This is a genomic window from Corynebacterium guaraldiae, assembly GCF_053480195.1.
In genome coordinates this window covers 68,127-86,808 of record NZ_JBRBAU010000005.1, presented here as the reverse complement: position 1 = coordinate 86,808, position 18,682 = coordinate 68,127, and the positions used below count along the sequence as shown (strand labels likewise).

Below are 18,682 nucleotides of genomic sequence, written 5' to 3'. Positions count from 1 at the left end.
CTGGCCACACCGACCACAGGAGAATGTGAGATGACCGCAACTATTAAGGGCCTTGTAGGTGAACTGCCCACGAAGAACGAGAAGCTTATTTCGTGGATCAGTGAGAGCGTCGAGCTCTTCCAGCCGGAAGAGGTCGTCTTCGTAGACGGCTCCCAGGAGGAGGCTGACCGCCTCGCCGCCGAGCTAGTGGAAAAGGGCACCCTGATTAAGCTCAACGAGGAGAAGCGCCCGAACTCCTACCTGGCTCGCTCGAATCCTTCGGATGTCGCCCGCGTGGAGTCCCGCACCTTCATCTGCACCGAGACTGCTGAGGACGCTGGCCCGACCAATAACTGGGCCCCGCCGGCAGCCATGAAGGAAGAGATGACCGAGGCCTTCCGCGGCTCCATGAAGGGCCGCACCATGTACGTCGTGCCGTTCTGCATGGGCCCGATTAGTGATCCGGACCCGAAGCTCGGCGTGCAGCTCACCGACTCGGCTTATGTTGTGCTCTCCATGCGCATTATGACCCGCATGGGCCAGCAGGCCCTGGACAAGATCGGGGACAACGGCGACTTTGTCCACGCCCTGCATTCCGTGGGTGCCCCGCTGGAGCCGGGCCAGGAGGATGTCGCCTGGCCGTGCAACGATAAGAAGTACATCACGCAGTTCCCGGAGACCAAGGAGATTTGGTCCTACGGCTCCGGCTACGGCGGAAACGCCATCTTGGCCAAGAAGTGCTACGCGCTGCGTATTGCTTCCGTCATGGCGAAGGAAGAGGGCTGGATGGCAGAGCACATGCTCATCCTGAAGCTCACCAACCCGGAGGGCAAGAAGTACCACATCGCGGCCGCCTTCCCGTCCGCCTGCGGTAAGACCAACCTGGCCATGATTACCCCGACGATTCCGGGCTGGTCGGCTGAGGTCGTGGGCGATGACATCGCGTGGATGAAGCTGCGCGAGGACGGCCTGTACGCCGTCAACCCGGAGAACGGCTTCTTCGGCGTGGCACCGGGCACCAACTACGATTCCAACCCGATTGCCATGAAGACGATGGAGCCGGGCAACACCCTGTTCACCAACGTCGCGCTGACCGACGACGGCGATGTCTGGTGGGAGGAAATGGGCGAGGCCCCGGAGCACCTCATCGACTGGCATGGCAACGACTGGACCCCGGCTTCGACCACCAAGGCGGCTCACCCGAACTCCCGCTACTGTGTGCCGATTACGCAGTGCCCGTCCGCTGCGCCGGAATTTGATGACTGGAAGGGCGTCAAGATTGACGCCATCCTCTTCGGCGGCCGCCGCGCGGATACCGTCCCGCTGGTGACCCAGGCCTTCGACTGGAACCACGGCACCATGATTGGCGCCCTGCTCTCCTCCGGTCAGACTGCTGCCGCCGAGGGCAAGGTCGGCGCCCTGCGCCACGACCCGATGGCCATGCTGCCGTTCATGGGCTACAACGCCGGTGACTACCTGCAGCACTGGGTAGATATGGGCGAAAAGGGCGGCGACCGTATGCCGGCCATCTTCCTGGTGAACTGGTTCCGCCGCGGTGAGGACCGCCGCTTCCTGTGGCCGGGCTTTGGCGAGAACTCCCGCGTTCTCAAGTGGATTGTGGACCGCATCGAGGGCAAGGTCGACGCCGTTGAGACCGTCGTGGGCCACACCGCCCGCCCGGAGGATATCGACCTCACCGGCATCGACTTCGACATCGAGGACGTCCGCGAGGCCCTTTCCGTGAACCCGGCCGATTGGGCTGGTGACATGGAAGACAACAAGGAGTACCTGACCTTCCTGGGCTCCCGCGTTCCGTCTGAGGTGTGGGATCAGTTCACCGCGCTCAAGGAGCGCGTTGAGTCTGCCTCCTAATCATCGCGGTTAAACGGATGCTCCCCTGCGGGGGAGCTTTCGTCGTTTTAGGGGCTTAAGCGCGCAGGACGAGGACCAGGTTGGAGGTGAGGAACTCGCGCAGTACCGGCACCTTGAGCACCCACCAGGCCCAGGCAGGGTGGTAGCGCGGAAAGGCCGCGAGGAATTCTGCGCCCTGTGGACTAGGCGGAGCCACGCTGCGCGCCCAGTCCAAGCCCTCGCGGGCGGAGAGCGCAAAGAGTGAGGTGCCGAAAACGTTTTTCGGCGGGTGGCCGTGGATGCGGGCGTAGCGGTCGCGGGCGAACTCGCCGCCCACGTAGTGCTCCCACAGGCCGGTCTCGTGCCCGCCGAAGGGCCCCAGCCACACCGTGTAGCTCAAGATCACCAACCCGCCGGGCTTGGTCACGCGCAGCATCTCCTCACCCATGTCCCACGGGTTGGGGATGTGCTCGGCCACGTTGGAGGAATACGTGATGTCGAAGGTGCCATCCGCGAAGGGCAAGCTAGTGCCGTCGCCGCGCACGGCCTGGGCCACCTCGATGCCGGCGGCGGCCATCTCGCCCATGTCCGGCTCCAGCCCGACATAGCTGGCCCCGCGCTGGGCAAAGGCCGAAGCGAAATAGCCGGGCCCGCCCCCGACGTCGAGCACGCGCGCGCCGGTGAGGGAGAGGGAATGGTCGCGGGAGAGGGCGTCGACAAGCGCGGCGGTGTCCTCAGCCAGACCGCCATAAAAGACCGCGGGCGCTGTCTGCTCAAAGCGGAAGGAGCGCAGCAGTCGCCAGGAGCGGCGCAGGGTGGCCAAGGCACGGGTGCGTTTCATAACCCACTAGGCTAGTTCCTCGACATGAAAATCCTTCTTTTGTGCTGGCGCGATTCCACCCACCCACAAGGTGGCGGCTCCGAGCGCTACCTCGAGCGCGTCGGGGAATACCTCGCTGCCCAGGGCCACGAGGTGGTCTTCCGCACCGCGCGCCACATGAACGCCGCCAAGCGCGAGCGCCGCAACGGCGTGCTCTATTCGCGCGCAGGGGCCAAGTTCAGCGTGTATCCACGCGCGCTGTTGTCGATTTTATTGGGGCGCCGCGCTTTGCGCGGCGCTGACGTTGTGGTGGATACCCACAACGGTATCCCCTTCTTCGCGCGCCTGGCCACCCGCGCACCCGTAGTGATCCTGACGCACCACTGCCACCGCGAGCAGTGGCCGGTGGCCGGGCCCGTCCTGTCGCGGCTGGGGTGGTTCCTGGAATCTCGCGTGGTGCCCGCGCTGTATCGCGAGAACACGTGGGTGACGGTCTCGGAGGCTTCGAAGCGCGACCTGGAGAAGCTGGGGATTCACGGTGCGCACATCATTGAGAACGGCGTGGACCCCCTGCCGGAGCACGTGCCCACCTTGGAGCGCGAGGCCGATATCCACCTGGTGACGCTGTCGCGCCTGGTGCCGCACAAGCAGATTGAGCATGCCATGGACACCGTGGCGCGGATTCCGGGCGCGCTTCTCGACGTCATCGGTTCCGGTTGGTGGGAATCCCACCTGCGCGAGTATGCGCGTGCCCACGGGGTGGAAGACCGCGTGCGCTTCCGTGGTCAGGTGACGGAGGACTATAAACATGCGCTGCTCGCGCGCGCTGATGTCCACCTCATGCCGTCTCGAAAAGAAGGCTGGGGTTTGGCAGTCATGGAGGCGGCCCAACATGGGGTTCCCACGGTAGGTTATGCGTTTGGCCTGCAAGACAGCGTTATCGACGGCAAGACCGGTGTGCTGGTGCAGCGCGAGGAGGAGTTCGCGCAGGCGGTGCGCATGCTTGTCGACGACCCCTCCCTCCGCCACCGTTTGGGCGAGGCGGCACGTGAGTTGGCGGCTACTTTTTCGTGGGAGAAAACCGGTGCGCGCTTCGAAGAATTACTAGAAGCGGAAGTGCGCACCAAGCGGCGCTAAGCCCCCACGGGGCGGGTGCCGGTTGCGCGTTGGTGGTGGCGACGATGCGGCCGTCCTCGACGACCGCGCCCACACCAAGCTTCTCCAGCCGGTCGAGGTCACGGTTGTTCCAAGCTTCGGTGGCCGCCAGGTAGCGCGGCGCAGGTTCGTCGACGGGCACGCCGTCGACGGTGAGCTCGCCGGAGTCGAGCTTGTTGGCGGCCTTGGAATAGGGGTCGAGGGCAATGCCGCCGTCAAGCGGCACCATGGCGGGGCGGTCGGCGAAGAAGGTCAGGCGCCCGTCGAGGTCTTCGACGAGCTGGCGGTCGATGCCCGTTTCGCGCGGGCGTAGCACGGCGACTTCCCGCGGTGCGTCGGGGGCCTGGAGCAGGCAGGCGCACAGCGCGAGTGCGGCGGGAAGCTGGCGCAGGGACGCGATACCCGCCACGGCCAGCGGTAGGGCGAGCAAGGTGAGCTTGGAGGAATCACGCACCAGGCCCGCGCCTGGGATGTGCTCGACGGCGAAGGCGATGAGACCGGGGGCGAGTGCGCCGAGGATGGCCAGGCCCATGCCAAGAACCGCCAGGGCTGCGAGCGGACGCAGCTCGCGCCGGGGAAGGCGGGCAGCGCCCAGGACGGCAAGGGCGGCAACGGCAAGCCCCGCCAGGGCGAAGCCCTGCTCGCGGGAAGCCGGTACTGCTGCGGCATTCCAGATGCCGCCGAAGCCGAGGAGAGAGCCGACCGTGCCCACGTAGGCCTCCGCGCGCGGGGCGAAGGCCGCGGCCTGGGCGGCGGGGTCGCCGTGGGAGGTAGGCGAACCGGCCACGAGGCTTGGAACTAGCCACGGCAACCACAACAAAACTGAGCCGCCAGCGAAGAGCCATCTTCTTCGCCCCTCGCGCTCACAGACAACCGCGATGAGTCCTCCGAAGAGCCCGCCGGTGGGCGTCAAGGACGCGGCCCACAGCGCCAACCACGCCACGCGGGGGCGCACATGGAGGCAACCCCACGCGATCACGGGCGCTAACCAGGCGGCGACCGCCAACGACCACTGGCCCTGCAAGAGCCGCTCGATGATAAAAGGATTGGCCACCGCGCACGCCATCGCCGCGGCTGCCGCCCACGGGCTGGACTCGCGCACCCACCGGCCCGCCACCCACGCCGAGGCGCTCGCGGCAGCAAGGATGAAGACCCTGGCCAGCCACGCTCCGCCGAATAAGGCAAGCACCCCGTCCTGCGGTGCATTGCGGGCGGGCAGGTCACCGGCGCCGAAGGCGGCGGCGCTCAGGGCTGGGCGGTCAAGCAGCACCATGTCGCGCCACAGGAACTCGCCGGGCATCACGAAAGGCCAACACACCGCGAGCACGAGTACCACGCCCCAGGCGCAGAGGGCGGCGCGCACCGCAAGGGATGCTCGGGACACAGTCACGGGCGCCTACGCGCTCTGCGCTGCATGGCGGCGCATGAACATCGTGGCCGCCACCGCCAACAACGCCACGCCGATGGCCTTGCCCAGCCAGCCGACGAGGCTCAAGATCTTGACCGTGTCGATCACCCGGCGAACAGAGTCGAGGCGTTCGGCGCGGGTGGAATCGGACCAGGAGAGGGGGACGTCGAGAAGCGCACGCTCGTGCGTGTCATCGGCATCGACCATCGCCTGGGCCTGGCGCGCGTCCGTGGCCCAGAAGATACGCGGGTGCTCCTCCTCGTTGACGATGGTGCCGGTCGTGGGCTCCACCCACACCGTGCGGCTCACGGCGTAGAAAGGCTCGAGGATGACGTGTGATTTCGGCTTGAGGTTGTAGCGCTCCAGGGATTCCGCGGAGTAAAAATCGCCCGCGGGGCCGGAGCGGTGGGCTTCGAAGGCGAAGACCTCCCCGAGCGAGACTGGCGCGACATCCTGGTGGAAGACGTAGGTGGGGATGCTGTCGAGCTTTTCATCGCGCAGGAAATCGATGGGCTCCGTGTCCTGGGTCAGCGGATCGAAGAAGGGATAGGAGCGCTGCTCCGCGCCGGAGGGGAAGAAGTAGCTGATGCCGTCGCGCTCCACCCGGTCTTCCACCTGTACGTCGAAGGCGGGCAGCTCGATGTGCTGCGTCGTGTTCGGCCCCGCCACCGGGTAGGTGGATTCGCGGTTGAGCTGGGATTCCTCGGTGATGTGCGCGATGGTTTCGCCGTTGAAGGTGAGGTCCACGGTGGACTGCGCGCGGGCCACGGAATCCTTCTTCGCAGGGGCGGTGGTGGTGTGGCGGGTGAACGTGGCTCCGTCGTGCTCCGCGTGGATTTCTAGGTTGAGGTCCCTGGGCAGCGGGCGGGATTGGTTGTTGTACAGCGGCGGAAGGATGGACCCGAATATGAGGAACACCGCGGCGGCAATCGTCACCTGCGCTAGGCGGGAGCGAAGGAACACGTCAGCTCCGATCGGTCGAGGGATTCACTGCAGAAATAGTATCGTAGTGGGCCATGCGCTTTCTCCCTGAGCTCGAAGGCGTGCGTGCGCTGGCAGCATTGGCAGTCGTGGTCACGCACGTGTCTTTTCAGACGGCCACCGGCTGGGCCTGGGCTGAGCGCCTGGATTACGGGGTGGCGGTCTTCTTCGTCCTCAGCGGTTTCTTGTTGTGGCGCCGGCGGCACGCGCACACGGCGGGGCAGTACGTGCTCTCCCGCGTGGCGCGCTTGGCGCCGTTGTATGTGGTGTGTGTGGTGGTCGTACTCGCCTTGCTTCCCGACGCTTCCCCCTTAACCCTCCCGCAAGTCATCACCAACCTGACTGGCACGCAGCTCTATATTGCCGATGGCCTGGTTCCCGGGCTCACGCAATTGTGGTCGCTGTGTGTGGAGTTCGCCTTCTATGCGGTGTTGCCGCTGTTGGCGTGGTTGTTGGATAAGCTCTCGGCGCGCCCGCGGGTTGCGCTTATTGCTGGAGCTGGCGTGCTGAGTTTGTTCTGGGGCTTCCTGCCGTTTGTGGCCGGGTATGAATCCGGCGATGTCAATACGCAGATTTGGCCGCCCGCGTATTTCTCGTGGTTTGCGGTGGGAATGCTGGCCGCGGAGGCGGAGGCAGCTGGCGTGCGTGTGCGCGCCGGGCGCATTGTGCGGCCCGCTTGTTGGGCGGTGGCCGCGGGCTGTGTGTGGCTGGCCAGCCGCGAGTGGTTCGGCCCGCAGGGCTTGGTGCATCCAGAACCGGGTGAGTTTGCGCGGCGCATTGCGGCGGGGGCGGTGTGCGGGGCGTGCATCGTGGTGCCGGTGGCGCTGGCCCCGCGGGAAAGCTGGCTTTCTTCCGAGGTGATGCGAGCGCTGGGCCGCTGGTCTTATGGTGTTTTCATGTGGCACGTAGCGGTGCTGGCCATTGCCTTCCCGCTGTTGGGCGTGTCTGCTTTCTCCGGCTCTGCCGGGGATTTCGCGGTGGTGTTGGTCTTCACGGTGGTCGTTAGCTGTGTGCTTTCTGCTGCGACCTACGCGCTTGTCGAGGTCCCCGGCCGCGACCTCATCCGCTCCTTCGCCCGCGGCCGCATCACCATTCCGCGTTCGCTGCCGCGCCTCGCCGCCGATTCCGCGAGCTCTGGCGGTTCCGGATCCCTTGCCAACGCCGCCGGTTTTACTGATTCCGCCGGTTCGGCGGGGCCGTAGACGGCACTTCACACATGGCATTTTCCAGAAGGCATTAGTCAAACGGTTTACTTGACCCCAAACAAACCTTTTACATCGCCGCAGATGGTTTCCCTGCCCCCAAAGACACCTTTTGACTAGTACCTTTTGAGGGAAACCATCTGGGGCGGGGCCGGGTACTTAGGACGTGCGGCGGGATGGGAGGCAGGCACACGTGATGGCCGCGGCGCAGAGCAGTTGCACGAGCAGCGAGTCGCCGGCGTAGCCGTCCGTGGGCCAGGGTGCGCGGGCGAGCATCGCGCCCGCGGCCAAAGTGAGCGCGCCCGCCAGGTAGTCGGGGCGCAACGTGGTCCAGCGAGTGATGGCCCACGCCGCGGCAGCGGCGGCCACACCGGGCAGACCTGCGACGAGAGCCATCGTTGCCGCGATGAGCAGGGCTAGAAGGACACGCGCCGAGGAAGACGAGTGGGTAGCAGGGCTGGACGAGGCGGTGTTGTGTGCCGTGTAAGCAGCGGAGGCGGGGGAAGCGGAGTGAGGGCGCGGACCGCGGGTCATGACGAGCAGACACAGCGCGGTGGTCAGCGCGGCGAGCGCGCCGCCGAGGCCCAGGCCGACGCGATAGGCGCGGTCGGCAGCAAAAGACATGTGGAAGGTGCCGCCGGCACCGGCGGGAATGAGGAAGGCCTGCGTGTCGGCATCGATGGAGCGCGGTTCGAGGGGCAGTGGTTCCGAGCTGGAGGCAGGCGTTGAGTCCGGCGCTGAGTCTTGTGCTGAACCTGGCGTCGAGACCGCAGCTGTGCTGGGGGAGCGCAGCTCGCCGCGCAGGCCTTCGTTGAAGGCACGGCCGGTGATGAGGAGGCGGTCGTGGTCGGCGGGCTCGATGGTCTCACCGGCAGCGAGCGGGGTATAGCCGTGGTCAGCACCGGATGTGGCGGCTGAGCCGGCGGAAGACCCGGCTGCGGCTGAAGAGCGGTCAGAGGAAGCGGGAAGGGGCGCGGGCAGGGAAGACGCGGTATCGGTCAGGGCCACCCAATCGCCGGTGGTGCGCACGAGGTGCTGACCGGCGGGCAGGTCGAGGGTGGAGTTGGGGGCGTGGGGGGAGCCGTCGATAAGCACTGTCTTCTCACCGGAGACCCGCACCGTCATGTCGCGCGGGGCGGTAAAAGAGCGGATGAGGATGTGCTCGTTGTCCTGCTGGAAGAGGAACTGCTCGGCGTCGGGCGAAGTGTCGGGCACGGTGACGAGGCGCCGCGGGGTGGGCTGATCGACGATGGAGGCCTCGGCAATCCCGGTGCGGCGCTGCGGCTCGATGCGGATGGTGGAGGCTTTCGCGCCGGGCACGCGAATATCGCGGGCGCGGTAGGCCTCCATGGTGACCGTCACCTTGGAGTCGCCGTTGTGGATGGTCACCTCGGTCGTGCCCGTGGTCATCAGCCGCAGCGTGGGCGAAGCCCACGTGGAATCGGAGTGCAGCTCCAGCCAGCCGGAATCGCCAGGAGCGGGCCACCACGCGGTGGAGTTCTCACCGTCGACGGCCGCGGTGAGAGAGCGCGCCGGGTTCGCCCCGCCGAAGGCCGAGGCATCCGCGGCAGAGGACGATGCGGTGACGCGGCCATCGTGCTCCACTACCTGGGTCAGCGGGCCAGCGGAGGGGTAGTCGCGCAGGCGGTTGCGCACGGTGGAGGGGTCATCAGGGGCCAGCGGCGCGGAGACCGGGCCGGAAAGCGTGCCGTAGTTGCGGTCGCGCAGCGCAGGCGTATCGGTGACGATATCGGCGTTGGAGGAGACGAGTTCGTGAGGACCGGAGAGGAGCGCGAGCGACTCCCCACCGCCCGCCACGCGCGGCGGATTCGCAGGCGCCAGGTTCATGGAGAGGTCGGGGTCGAAGACCACGACGTCGACCTCCCCGAAGGTGTGGACCTCGCCCGGGATGTGGTCCGAAGAACCAGACATGAGGTCGTGGCGCACCGCGACGGCCCCGATGCCTAGGCGTTGCAACACTAAGGGCGCGGTGGCAGGGTCGCGTTCGATCTGCGCCATCGCACCGTCCAGACCACGGATTGCCTCGGGCGGGATGAGGGGAACGGCGTCGCGGACGGCCCAGGGGACGTCGAGAAGCGGCTGCGCCGGCTCATCGCGCGTCCACCCCCAGTCCTGGCGGGCAAAGGACGCCGGTGGGTAGATGAGCACGCGCGTATCCAGGCTGTTCATGAAAGAAGCGGCCTCCTGCCAATAGCTGGGCACCTCCTCGTACGCGCCCTTCGGCAGTAGCCTGCCCGCCCACGCCGGGGCGGTCGCGCCCATCACCACGAGGCACACCAGAAGGCCCGCTGCTTCACGACGCCCCAGTGCCAACGTCCGCGGCAACCTCACCCGGGCGGCAATCGCGGCCACGCCGAGAACCAGCGGGATGCGCACCAGCGGGTCGAACTTGTGCACGTTGCGCAGCGCGGCCAGAGGGCCATCGAGCGCGTCGAGGTACCAGGTGGCATGCGTGCCGAGCACGGCCACCCCCACCAACAGCATGAAGGCCCACTCGCGCGGCAGCCGGGCCAGGCCCATAAGACCCAGGGCGGCCACGGCCACGGTGACAAGCACGAAGACCGGCTCGGTGGCCAGCTCGTTGCCAGCGACGCGTTCGGTATCCACAAACGGCGCCCAACTGGTGGTGCCGCGCAGGATTTCCGCCAGGTTGAGCCACCGCGTGGTCACGCCGGCGGACTCGATGAATTCCGTGAAAGGCGGGGCATAGCGGCCCAGGATGAGCAGCGGGGTAATCCACCACGCGGATACCGCAGCGCACCCAGCCAACCACACCAGGCCGGTCTTGCCCGCGCGCCGCCACAGCAGGATCACACCCGCCGGCAGGCAAGCGGCGAGTGTGGCCGTGGCGTTAACCGCGCCCATGCACGCCACCGCCACCACCGAGGGTGCGGCATCCCGCCAGCACAGACGGCCCGGCCGCAGGAAGGGCAGCAGCACCCAGGGGGCCAGCATGACCGGCCAGGTCTCCGAGGAAATCGCGCCCAGCGTGGTCAGCGTGCGCGGGGAGAGCGCATAGAGGAGGCTGCCCATCAGCGCGGCATAGCGCGGCGCGGCGGGAAGCACTGTGCGGACCACGCGGAAGAAGCCCAGAAAGCCCACGGCCAGGACCAAGAACCACCAGGCGCGCTGCGCTATCCAATCCGGAAGCGGATCCGCCAGCAAGAAGAACAAGCCCTGCGGGAAGAGGTAGCCATAGGCCTGGTTCTGGAGCTGGCCCAGCGTAAAAGTATCGGTATAGGCATGCAGGGCGCCGGCCAAAAACCTAGCCGGGTTGGCCACCAGATCATGCTTGGTATCGGCGGCGGTCAGCCCCCACGGCTGCACCAGAACCACGAGGGCTAAAAAGAAAAGCCCCCCGATGTGTGCGCGCACGCTACTTGCGGGAGCCGTACTCCGGCCCGCCCATCACGGCGTCGGAGGCCTTGACGGAATTATCGTTCGGCACGGCATCTGCCTGCGAGAACTGTGCGATGCCCAGGATGGTTACGACCCCTAGCGCCACGCCAACGACCGCGCTGCCCAGGGCCGGGCCCAGGGTGCGCTTGTTGAGTGAATCGCTGTCGAATGCCATGGCGCCAGATTCTAGCAGCTCGATGCCGCCTTTTAGGAGTGGCTCTCCGCGGCGTCGTCGTCCTCTTCATCGTTCTCCGGCGGAACGATGAACACCGGCAGGCCCGCGTTGCGCACGATGTACTCCGCAGTGGAGTTATTCCACAGTGAGCGGAAGCCCGTGAGCGCGCGGGTTCCGGTGACGATGACGTCGATGTCGAGTTCGTGGGCGGCGTCAACAATCGCGCTCTGAATCGTCGTCACCGATTCCACCAGGTGGGCATGGCCGCGCAGGCCAAGAGACTCGGCCTTGGCAATACCGCGGTGGCAGATGGCGAGGGCCTCCTCGTAGGCCGGGTCATCCTCCACGCTGTCTGGTGAGACCGTGGATTGGTGCAGCCCGGTGCGGCTGACCGCGCGGGCGGCCTGGCGCGCGGACGGTTCCCAGGCGGTGAGGATTTCGACATCGGTGGGGCGCAGCAGCCGCGCGGCGTATTCGAGGGCGCGGTCGGCGCGGTCGGAGCCGTCATAGGCAATGAGCATGGTCTCTCCGTTATTCATGTGACCATCCTAACAACCGCTTGTTTCCCGCGCGGGTGCTTCAGGCACACTGGTGGGCATGAGAAAAGCTATGCCCGCCCTCCTGTTGAGTGCTACCTGTGCGCTGAGCGCGTGTAGTGAGGAGCCTGTGCTTTCCGACGCCCCGCCCAGCGAAACCAGCGCCGCGGCCCCGAGCGCCGCGTCGGGCGACGCGACACCACAGGAAGCCGCGCCCGAGGATGTCCGCGCCCGTGCCGCCGCCAAGCTCATGCCGCCTGCGCTGAACTATGACGATGCGCGCGCGAAGCTGGAGGCCGGCGTGGGTGGACTCTTCATCCCCAGCTGGGCCGACCCGGAGCTGCTGGGCGATGGCCCCCGCGGCCTCAACGCCCTGCGCGAAGAGATGGGCCGTGACTTTGAAGTCTCCATCGATTTCGAGGGCGGGCGCGTGCAGCGCTTCTCCGAAATCTTGGGCGATTACCCCTCCCCGCAGGCCATGGCGGAAGGCCATAGCCCGGAGGAGGTCGAGGCCCTGGCCACGGAGATTGGACAGAGCCTGCGTTCCCACGGCGTGACGGTGGACTTCGCCCCCGTGCTCGACGTGGACGGGGGAGACCTGGAGGTCGTCGGCGACCGCGCCTTCTCCACCGACCCACAGGCCGCCGGCGAGTATGGCGCGGCCTTTGCCCGCGGTCTGCAGGCCGCCGGTGTTAAGGCCGTGTTCAAACACTTCCCCGGTCACGGGCGCGCCTCCGGGGACACGCACTTGGGTGAGGCGGTGACCCCGCCGCTAGAGGAGCTCTCTGGTCACGAGTTCGTGCCTTTCCACACGGCAATCCCGCAAGCCCCCGAGGCGGCCCTCATGATGGGGCACCTCGTGGTACCAGGCCTCGGCGATGAGCCCGCCTCCCTCAACCCGCGGGCCTACCAGCTGGCCCGCGAGGAACTCGGCTTCGAGGGCACCATTTACACCGATGACCTGGGAGGAATGGCCTCCATCTCGGAGAATTTCAGCGTGCCGGAGGCCGTGGCCGCAGCCCTTGCCGCAGGTGCCGATATGCCGCTGTGGTCCACCGACGATGACATCAACGCGGTCATCGACGCGGCCGCCGAAGTCGTGGCCCAGCACGAGGGCGACTAGTAAAAACCAGCTGGCAGCCGTTAATCTCGTACACGTGAAAAAGGCAATCGGACATAGCCAACAGCGGCGCAAGGGGCTCCACGTGGCCCTTGGCGTGCTCGTTGGACTTCTACTCATCGCCGGCATCGCCTACGCGTGGGACGTCATGGCCAACCAGCACAAGGTTCCGCGCGCGACGTCGGTCGGCGGCGTGGACATCTCCCGCATGGAGCGCACCGCCGCGGTGGAGAAGCTGGAGCAGGAGCTTGGGGACGTCGCGGCCCAGCCCGTGGATATCCGCTCCGGGGAGAAAAGCTCGCAGCTTATCCCCCAGGACTCCGGCCTGAGCCTGAACTACCAGAAGGCCGTCGACGGCATTCCTGACGCCTCCCTGAACCCCTTCTCGCGCCTGTACAGCTTCATCAAGCCCACCCAGGAAATCCCTGTCGCCGTGGACATCGATGAGAATCAGCTCTCCGGCCAGCTCGAGCGCGTGGGCAACGAGTTGAAGATCGAGCCGAAGGACGGAAACCTGGAGCTTATCGACGGCTCCCTCAAGGAGACCGCGCCCGAACTGGGCCAGGCGGTGGACGAGGGGGAGCTGCACGAGGGCGTCGTCAAGCACTGGCTCGACCCCGAGGGCGTAGAAGTCGAGCCGATGGTGGTGGAGCCGCAGATTAATGATGAGGCCATCGAGGCCATGCGCACCGGGGATGCCGCCCGCGCGCTGGATAACCCGCTCACCCTGAAGGGCGAGAACAACACCACCGGAACCCTGCGCAAGCCGGAGATTTCCCAGTTCGTCTCCATCGCCGCCGAAGATGGCGAGCTGCGCCTCAAGGTGGACAAGAACCGCGCGCGCGAGCTTTTCCAAGAACGCATGCAAGGCTCCGAGGTGCCCGGCACCAACGCCAAGATTTCCTTCAGCGGCAATGACAAGCAGATCACGCCGTCTGTGGATGGCTCCATCATCGACTGGGATAAGACCTTCGAGGGCTTCGAAGACCGCGTGAGCAGCGAGGACGACCGCGAATGGGATGCCGACTACAAGCCGGACCCCGCGGATTTCACCACCGAGATGGCGGAGAAGGCCACCTTCGATGACACCGTGTCTGAGTTCTCCACCGGCGGCTTCTCCGGGGCCTCCGGAACAAATATCCGCCTGGTGGCCCAGCAGGTCAACGGCGCCGTGGTCAACCCGGGTGAGACCTTCTCCCTCAACAGCTACACCGGCCCACGCGGTACCGCGCAGGGCTACGTGGAATCCGGCATCATCATCGATGGTCACGCGGGCGCTGCCGTGGGCGGCGGCATCTCCCAGTTCGCCACCACCTTGTACAATGCCGCCTACTTCGCCGGCATGGAGGACGTCGCGCACACCCCGCACTCCTATTACATTTCCCGATACCCGGCCGGCCGCGAGGCCACCGTCTATGAAGGTGCTATTGACCTGCAGTTCAAGAACACCTCGAACCACCCAGTGCGCATCGAGACTGACTTCGGCAACGACATCACCGTGCGCTTCAAGGGCGTGAAGACGGTCGACGTCGAATCCATCAACAACGGCCGCTGGGCCAAGACCGAGCCGCAGCGCAAGTCGGTGAGTGAGGATTGCTCGCCGTCGTCCGGCGCGCCGGGCTTCACGACGTCCGATACCCGCGTAATTAAGGATCTGTCCGGCAAGGAGATCTCCCGGGAGACCACCACCACGGTCTACGACCCGCAGCCCATCGTTACCTGCGGTTAAGCCATGACCCGGCCGATGCACACCGCGGTGAAGGACCCCGCGGACGTCGATCAGCTGGCCCAGCACCCGGTGAAGTTTGCTCGCGTCGCCGGCCTGTTTGCCGCGCACCGCGGCACGCTGCTTGTGGTGGTGGCGCTCATCATCGCCACCTCCGGGCTGACGGTGATGCAGCCTTTCCTGGTACGCCGCACCGTGGATGAGGCCATTCCTGAACACGACACCGCGCTGCTGCTGTGGCTCGTCGGCGGCATGCTGGCCATCACCGTGGTCTCCCAGGCCATCGGCGTTATCCAGTCCTTTTTATCCGCGCGGGTGGGGCACACCATCATGCACGAGCTGCGCACGCAGGTCTTTGCCAACCTGCAGCGCCAGGCGCTGCAGTTCTTTACCAACAACCGCGGCGGCGAGATTCAATCCCGCCTGACCAATGACATCGCGGCGATGCGCGGCATGGTGACCACCACGGCGACATCCGTGGCCAGCAACCTCACCATGACGGTGGCCACCCTGGTGGCGATGGTCGCGCTCTCGCCAACCCTGTCATTGCTGTCCCTCATCGTCCTTCCGCCCGCCGTATGGCTCACCCGCCGCGCCGCCGTTCTGCGCCGCAGCCTCATGGAGAAAAACAGCCGCGCGCAGGCGACGTTGCAGCAGACCATTTCGGAGAACCTGTCGGTCTCCGGCATGCGACTGGCGGCCACGCTGGGCGCGCAGGAACGGGTCTATGGCGCGTTTGAGAAGACCTCGCGCTCCCTCATCCGCTTGGAGCTGGAATCGCAGCTGGCCGGGCGCTGGCGCATGGCGCTGACCCAAATCATTTTCGGGGTCATGCCGGCGCTGATCTACCTGGTGGCCGGCCTGCGCCCGGGGATTACGATTGGCACGCTTATCGCGTTTAGTACCCTGCAGACCCAGATTTTCCGCCCGATTACCGGCCTGCTCAACGTGGGCGCGCAGTGGGTGGCGTCGATGGCGCTGTTCAGCCGCATCTTCGAGTACCTAGACCTAGAGCCCGAACTCACTGAGGCCACCCAGCCCGCCCAGCTTGCCGACGCCTCCCTCACCCTCCAGCACGTCTCCTACCGCTACCCCGGCACCGACACAGACGCGCTTTCCGACGTCTCCCTTTCCATCCCCGCCCACACCACCACCGCGCTAGTAGGGCATACCGGTTCCGGCAAGTCCACGGTGGCCGCCCTCCTGGCGCGCCTAGCCGATCCCACCGAAGGCACCGTGCACCTAGGTGGGGTAGACCTGCGTGACATTCCACCGGCGCAGCGCGCGGCGGTCATCGGCGTGGTCTCCCAGGAGACCTACCTCATCCACGGCACGGTGCGGGAGAACCTCCTCTTTGCACAGCCCGATGCCAAAGAGGAACAGATGTGGGCGGCGCTTAACGCCGCGCGCGTGGACGAGGTCATCGCCGCGCTTCCCGACGGGCTGGATACTCTCGTGGGCTCGCGCGGCTACCGTTTCTCCGGCGGTGAGCAACAGCGCCTCTCGCTGGCCCGCACGCTGCTGCGCCAACCCCAGGTGCTCATCCTGGATGAGGCCACCTCGGCCCTCGACAACGAAACGGAGCGCGCCATCCAGGACGCAGTGCTTGGCGCGGACGCTACCCGCCTGGTCATTGCGCACCGCCTGTCCACCATCCGCGACGCCGACCAGATCATCGTCCTCGACGCCGGCCGCGTGGTCGAGCGCGGCACCCACGCCGAGCTGCTTGCGCGCGGCGGTGCCTATGCGGCGCTGCTTCGCGCCGCCGACGAGACCTAAAACAAAACCCAGCCTGAGCTGGGTAAATAAGTGGAGCCGACGACGGGAATCGAACCCGCGCCAGCAGCTTGGGAAGCTGCAGTTCTACCATTAAACTACGTCGGCGCAATGCAGAATCTGCATCGCAGTAAAGCTTAGCACCGCCGCCGCCCGAGGCCATAAAAGGCCCAGTGGGGAGGTAGACTGTGTGCCGTGCTTCTTTCCGATCGTGATATTCGTGCCGCCATCGACTCAGAGGGGCCTGATGCCTTGGGCATTGAGCCTTATGACGCAGAGATGGTCCAGCCTTCCTCAATCGATGTGCGCCTAGACAAGTTCTTCCGCGTGTTTAATAACTCGCGCTACACGCATATCGACCCCAAGCAGGAGATGCCGGACCTCACCAGCGAGGTAGAGGTGGCTGAGGGCGATGCCTTCGTGCTGCATCCGGGTGAGTTTGTGCTCGGTGCAACGCTGGAGAAGTTCACCCTGCCTGCGAATTTGGCTGGACGCTTGGAGGGTAAGTCCTCCCTGGGGCGCTTGGGCCTGCTGACGCACTCCACGGCCGGATTCATTGATCCGGGTTTCTCCGGACACATCACGCTCGAGTTGTCTAACACCGCGAACCTGCCCATTACCTTGTGGCCGGGGATGAAAGTGGGCCAGCTGGCTATCTTCCAGATGTCCTCGCCGGCGCAGGCCCCGTATGGTTCCGGCGCACTGGGGTCGAAGTACCAGGGCCAGCGCGGGCCTACACCGTCGAAGTCCTATCTGAACTTCCGTTAAACTTTTCGTTCTCGCCGCGCGCTTCAGGTCAACCGCGCCTAAAATTCCCGGTTATGCGTATGACTGTGATTGGTACCGGCTACCTGGGTGCGACGCACGCCGCCTGCATGGCGGAACTCGGCCACGAGGTACTCGGTGTAGATGTTGATGAAAGCAAGATTGAAGCCCTCAAGAACGGCCGCGTGCCGTTCTATGAGCCCGGCCTCCCGGAGGTGCTTGAGCGCAACATCGAGTCCGGCCGCCTGGGTTTTTCCACCAGCTATGATGACGCCGCGGAATTCGCCAACCTGCACTTCCTCGGCGTAGGAACCCCGCAGGCACACGGCTCCTATGCGGCGGACCTGACCTACGTGAAGTCCGTCATCACGGAGCTCGTGCCGCGCTTGAAGGGCGAGCACATCATCTTTGGCAAGTCCACCGTCCCAGTGGGCACCGCAGCGGAGCTGCAGAAAATGGCAGATGAAATCGCCCCGGAAGGCACCAGCGTGGAGATTGCGTGGAACCCGGAGTTCCTCCGTGAGGGCTATGCCGTCAAGGACACCATCACCCCGGACCGTATCGTCCTCGGCGTCGGCGAATTCGCCGAGAGTCGTGCCGAAGAGGTTGCCCGCGAGGTCTATGCCAAGCCGCTGGCGCAGAACACCCCGTTCATCGTGACCGACCTGCAAACCGCCGAGCTGGTCAAGGTCTCCGCCAATGCCTTCCTGGCCACCAAGATTTCCTTCATCAATGCGGTGTCTGAAATCTGCGAGATTGCAGGGGCGGACGTGGTCAAGCTTGCCGACGCCATCGGCTACGACGAGCGCATCGGCCGCAAATTCCTCGGTGCTGGCCTCGGCTTCGGCGGCGGCTGCCTGCCCAAGGATATCCGCGCCTTCATGGCGCGCGCCGGCGAGCTGGGTGCGGATCAGGCGCTGACCTTCCTGCGCGAGGTCGACGCCATCAACATGCGTCGCCGCGATCGCGTCGTGGACCTGGCCAAGCAGGCTTTCGACGGCTCCCTCCTCGGCCACCGCGTCACCGTTCTGGGCTGCGCTTTCAAGCCCAACTCCGATGACGTCCGCGATTCGCCAGCGCTCTCCGTGGCCGGTTCGCTCTCCCTGGCCGGTGCTGCCGTCACGGTCTACGACCCGGAGGGCATGGAGAACGCCAAGAAGGTGTTCCCGACCCTCAATTACGCGCCGACTGCCGACGCCGCCCTCAAGGACACCGAGCTGGTCATCCTCGCCACCGAGTGGCAGGAATTCCGCGACCTCGACCCAGCGGAAGCCGGTGAGCTCGTGGCCCGCCGCCACATCATCGATGGCCGCAACGTGCTGGACGTCGACAAGTGGCGCGAGGCCGGTTGGACCCTCGATGCTCTGGGGCGCGTCCTGCCAGCCTAAGGTCCACAATCGCCGTATATGTTGAATCATCGCCCCTGAGGGTGGGGCGGTGATTCTTAATGGAGGATTCTTGTAGTGTCTTGGTCCCCTTTAGTGATAAGGGATCGAGGCGTCTATTACTGACAGTAGTTTTTCAGCTTCTGCGCCACCTAAGCTGAAAAACTGCTGTCAAGAGTATCGGCTATTTGAGGGCCAATGGGAAGTATTTCAAGGGTCAAAGGGGGTAAAGGCCTGAGTTATAGTTCCAGTACAGCGCCTATGCGGCACCCCCGAAAAGGGTTCTGAATGTTACTGGCGTTCCGCAACTATGTACGAGCTGCAGGGTTGAGTGAATATCTGCAAGTTTTAAGTGCATGTCGGTGCCCAGCCTGTATTTGTGC

14 protein-coding genes and 1 tRNA gene are annotated in these 18,682 nt (G+C 65.7%); 8 read left to right on the top strand and 7 right to left on the bottom strand.

Features of this window, described 5'->3' with window-relative positions; genetic code table 11:
* Positions 1–30 precede the first annotated feature (30 nt).
* A complete protein-coding gene (locus ACUY3D_RS05390) occupies positions 31–1,851 on the top strand; it encodes a phosphoenolpyruvate carboxykinase (GTP) (protein ID WP_070531911.1) in 1,821 nt (606 codons plus the stop codon).
* A 55-nt stretch (positions 1,852–1,906) separates the two neighbouring features.
* Here the strand turns inward: ACUY3D_RS05390 and ACUY3D_RS05385 are convergent, their stop codons facing one another.
* Positions 1,907–2,671: a class I SAM-dependent methyltransferase gene (locus ACUY3D_RS05385; RefSeq protein ID WP_448240524.1), complete on the bottom strand. Its 765-nt coding sequence runs from the start codon at positions 2,669–2,671 to the stop codon at positions 1,907–1,909.
* Positions 2,672–2,695: 24 nt separating this feature from the next.
* Here ACUY3D_RS05385 and ACUY3D_RS05380 point away from each other — a divergent pair, with 24 nt between their 5' ends.
* Entirely contained in the window at positions 2,696–3,787 is a 1,092-nt protein-coding gene (locus ACUY3D_RS05380; protein WP_448240522.1) for a glycosyltransferase family 4 protein, read from the top strand.
* Here the strand turns inward: ACUY3D_RS05380 and ACUY3D_RS05375 are convergent.
* Together ACUY3D_RS05375 and ACUY3D_RS05370 are read right to left on the bottom strand one after the other, a co-directional pair.
* Positions 3,711–5,189, bottom strand: a complete 1,479-nt coding sequence (locus tag ACUY3D_RS05375; RefSeq protein ID WP_448240520.1) for an MmpA family trehalose lipid delivery protein — start codon at positions 5,187–5,189, stop codon at positions 3,711–3,713. The two genes, ACUY3D_RS05380 and ACUY3D_RS05375, sit on opposite strands and share 77 nt — an antisense overlap.
* Positions 5,190–5,201: 12 nt before the next feature.
* On the bottom strand, positions 5,202–6,176 hold the full coding sequence (locus ACUY3D_RS05370) for a PorA family protein (RefSeq protein WP_448240519.1): 975 nt from the start codon (positions 6,174–6,176) through the stop codon (positions 5,202–5,204).
* A gap of 53 nt (positions 6,177–6,229) precedes the next feature.
* Here ACUY3D_RS05370 and ACUY3D_RS05365 point away from each other — a divergent pair, with 53 nt between their 5' ends.
* Positions 6,230–7,396 carry an acyltransferase family protein gene (locus tag ACUY3D_RS05365; protein WP_070563377.1) on the top strand — a complete coding sequence of 389 codons (1,167 nt, stop codon included), beginning with the start codon at positions 6,230–6,232 and terminating at the stop codon, positions 7,394–7,396.
* 159 nt (positions 7,397–7,555) lie between these two features.
* On the opposite strand, the gene ACUY3D_RS05360 is transcribed toward ACUY3D_RS05365, so the two are convergent.
* Genes ACUY3D_RS05360 through ACUY3D_RS05350 form a run of 3 tightly spaced genes read right to left on the bottom strand, consistent with a single transcriptional unit; the run spans position 7,556 to position 11,530 of the window.
* On the bottom strand, positions 7,556–10,792 hold the full coding sequence (locus ACUY3D_RS05360; protein ID WP_448240518.1) for an alpha-(1->3)-arabinofuranosyltransferase domain-containing protein: 3,237 nt from the start codon (positions 10,790–10,792) through the stop codon (positions 7,556–7,558).
* Position 10,793: 1 nt separating this feature from the next.
* Entirely contained in the window at positions 10,794–10,991 is a 198-nt protein-coding gene (locus ACUY3D_RS05355; protein ID WP_070531932.1) for a DUF2613 domain-containing protein, read from the bottom strand.
* A 32-nt stretch (positions 10,992–11,023) separates the two neighbouring features.
* Positions 11,024–11,530, bottom strand: a complete 507-nt coding sequence (locus ACUY3D_RS05350) for a universal stress protein (RefSeq protein WP_070525873.1) — start codon at positions 11,528–11,530, stop codon at positions 11,024–11,026.
* A gap of 58 nt (positions 11,531–11,588) precedes the next feature.
* Here ACUY3D_RS05350 and ACUY3D_RS05345 point away from each other — a divergent pair, with 58 nt between their 5' ends.
* Genes ACUY3D_RS05345 through ACUY3D_RS05335 form a run of 3 tightly spaced genes read left to right on the top strand, consistent with a single transcriptional unit; the run spans position 11,589 to position 16,152 of the window.
* Positions 11,589–12,650 carry a glycoside hydrolase family 3 N-terminal domain-containing protein gene (locus ACUY3D_RS05345; RefSeq protein WP_448240516.1) on the top strand — a complete coding sequence of 354 codons (1,062 nt, stop codon included), beginning with the start codon at positions 11,589–11,591 and terminating at the stop codon, positions 12,648–12,650.
* A 34-nt stretch (positions 12,651–12,684) separates the two neighbouring features.
* A complete protein-coding gene (locus ACUY3D_RS05340; protein ID WP_448240515.1) occupies positions 12,685–14,376 on the top strand; it encodes a VanW family protein in 1,692 nt (563 codons plus the stop codon).
* 3 nt (positions 14,377–14,379) lie between these two features.
* Positions 14,380–16,152: an ABC transporter ATP-binding protein gene (locus ACUY3D_RS05335; protein ID WP_448240514.1), complete on the top strand. Its 1,773-nt coding sequence runs from the start codon at positions 14,380–14,382 to the stop codon at positions 16,150–16,152.
* A 31-nt stretch (positions 16,153–16,183) separates the two neighbouring features.
* Here ACUY3D_RS05335 and ACUY3D_RS05330 read toward each other — a convergent pair.
* A tRNA-Gly gene (locus ACUY3D_RS05330) sits at positions 16,184–16,257 on the bottom strand.
* Positions 16,258–16,344: 87 nt separating this feature from the next.
* Between ACUY3D_RS05330 and dcd the strand changes: the two genes are divergently transcribed.
* Together dcd and ACUY3D_RS05320 are read left to right on the top strand one after the other, a co-directional pair.
* Positions 16,345–16,917, top strand: coding sequence for a dCTP deaminase (gene dcd, locus ACUY3D_RS05325; protein ID WP_070523734.1), 573 nt, complete (start codon positions 16,345–16,347; stop codon positions 16,915–16,917).
* A 53-nt stretch (positions 16,918–16,970) separates the two neighbouring features.
* Positions 16,971–18,302, top strand: coding sequence for a UDP-glucose dehydrogenase family protein (locus tag ACUY3D_RS05320; protein ID WP_448240511.1), 1,332 nt, complete (start codon positions 16,971–16,973; stop codon positions 18,300–18,302).
* Positions 18,303–18,682 lie beyond the last annotated feature (380 nt).

Coding starts and splice junctions, on each gene's coding strand:
- ACUY3D_RS05390 (WP_070531911.1), top strand. CDS start 31: ATGACCGCAACTATTAAGGGCCTTGTAGGTGAACTGCCCACGAAGAAC.
- ACUY3D_RS05385 (WP_448240524.1), bottom strand. CDS start 2,671: ATGAAACGCACCCGTGCCTTGGCCACCCTGCGCCGCTCCTGGCGACTG.
- ACUY3D_RS05380 (WP_448240522.1), top strand. CDS start 2,696: ATGAAAATCCTTCTTTTGTGCTGGCGCGATTCCACCCACCCACAAGGT.
- ACUY3D_RS05365 (WP_070563377.1), top strand. CDS start 6,230: ATGCGCTTTCTCCCTGAGCTCGAAGGCGTGCGTGCGCTGGCAGCATTG.
- ACUY3D_RS05355 (WP_070531932.1), bottom strand. CDS start 10,991: ATGGCATTCGACAGCGATTCACTCAACAAGCGCACCCTGGGCCCGGCC.
- ACUY3D_RS05350 (WP_070525873.1), bottom strand. CDS start 11,530: ATGAATAACGGAGAGACCATGCTCATTGCCTATGACGGCTCCGACCGC.
- ACUY3D_RS05345 (WP_448240516.1), top strand. CDS start 11,589: ATGAGAAAAGCTATGCCCGCCCTCCTGTTGAGTGCTACCTGTGCGCTG.
- ACUY3D_RS05335 (WP_448240514.1), top strand. CDS start 14,380: ATGACCCGGCCGATGCACACCGCGGTGAAGGACCCCGCGGACGTCGAT.
- ACUY3D_RS05320 (WP_448240511.1), top strand. CDS start 16,971: ATGCGTATGACTGTGATTGGTACCGGCTACCTGGGTGCGACGCACGCC.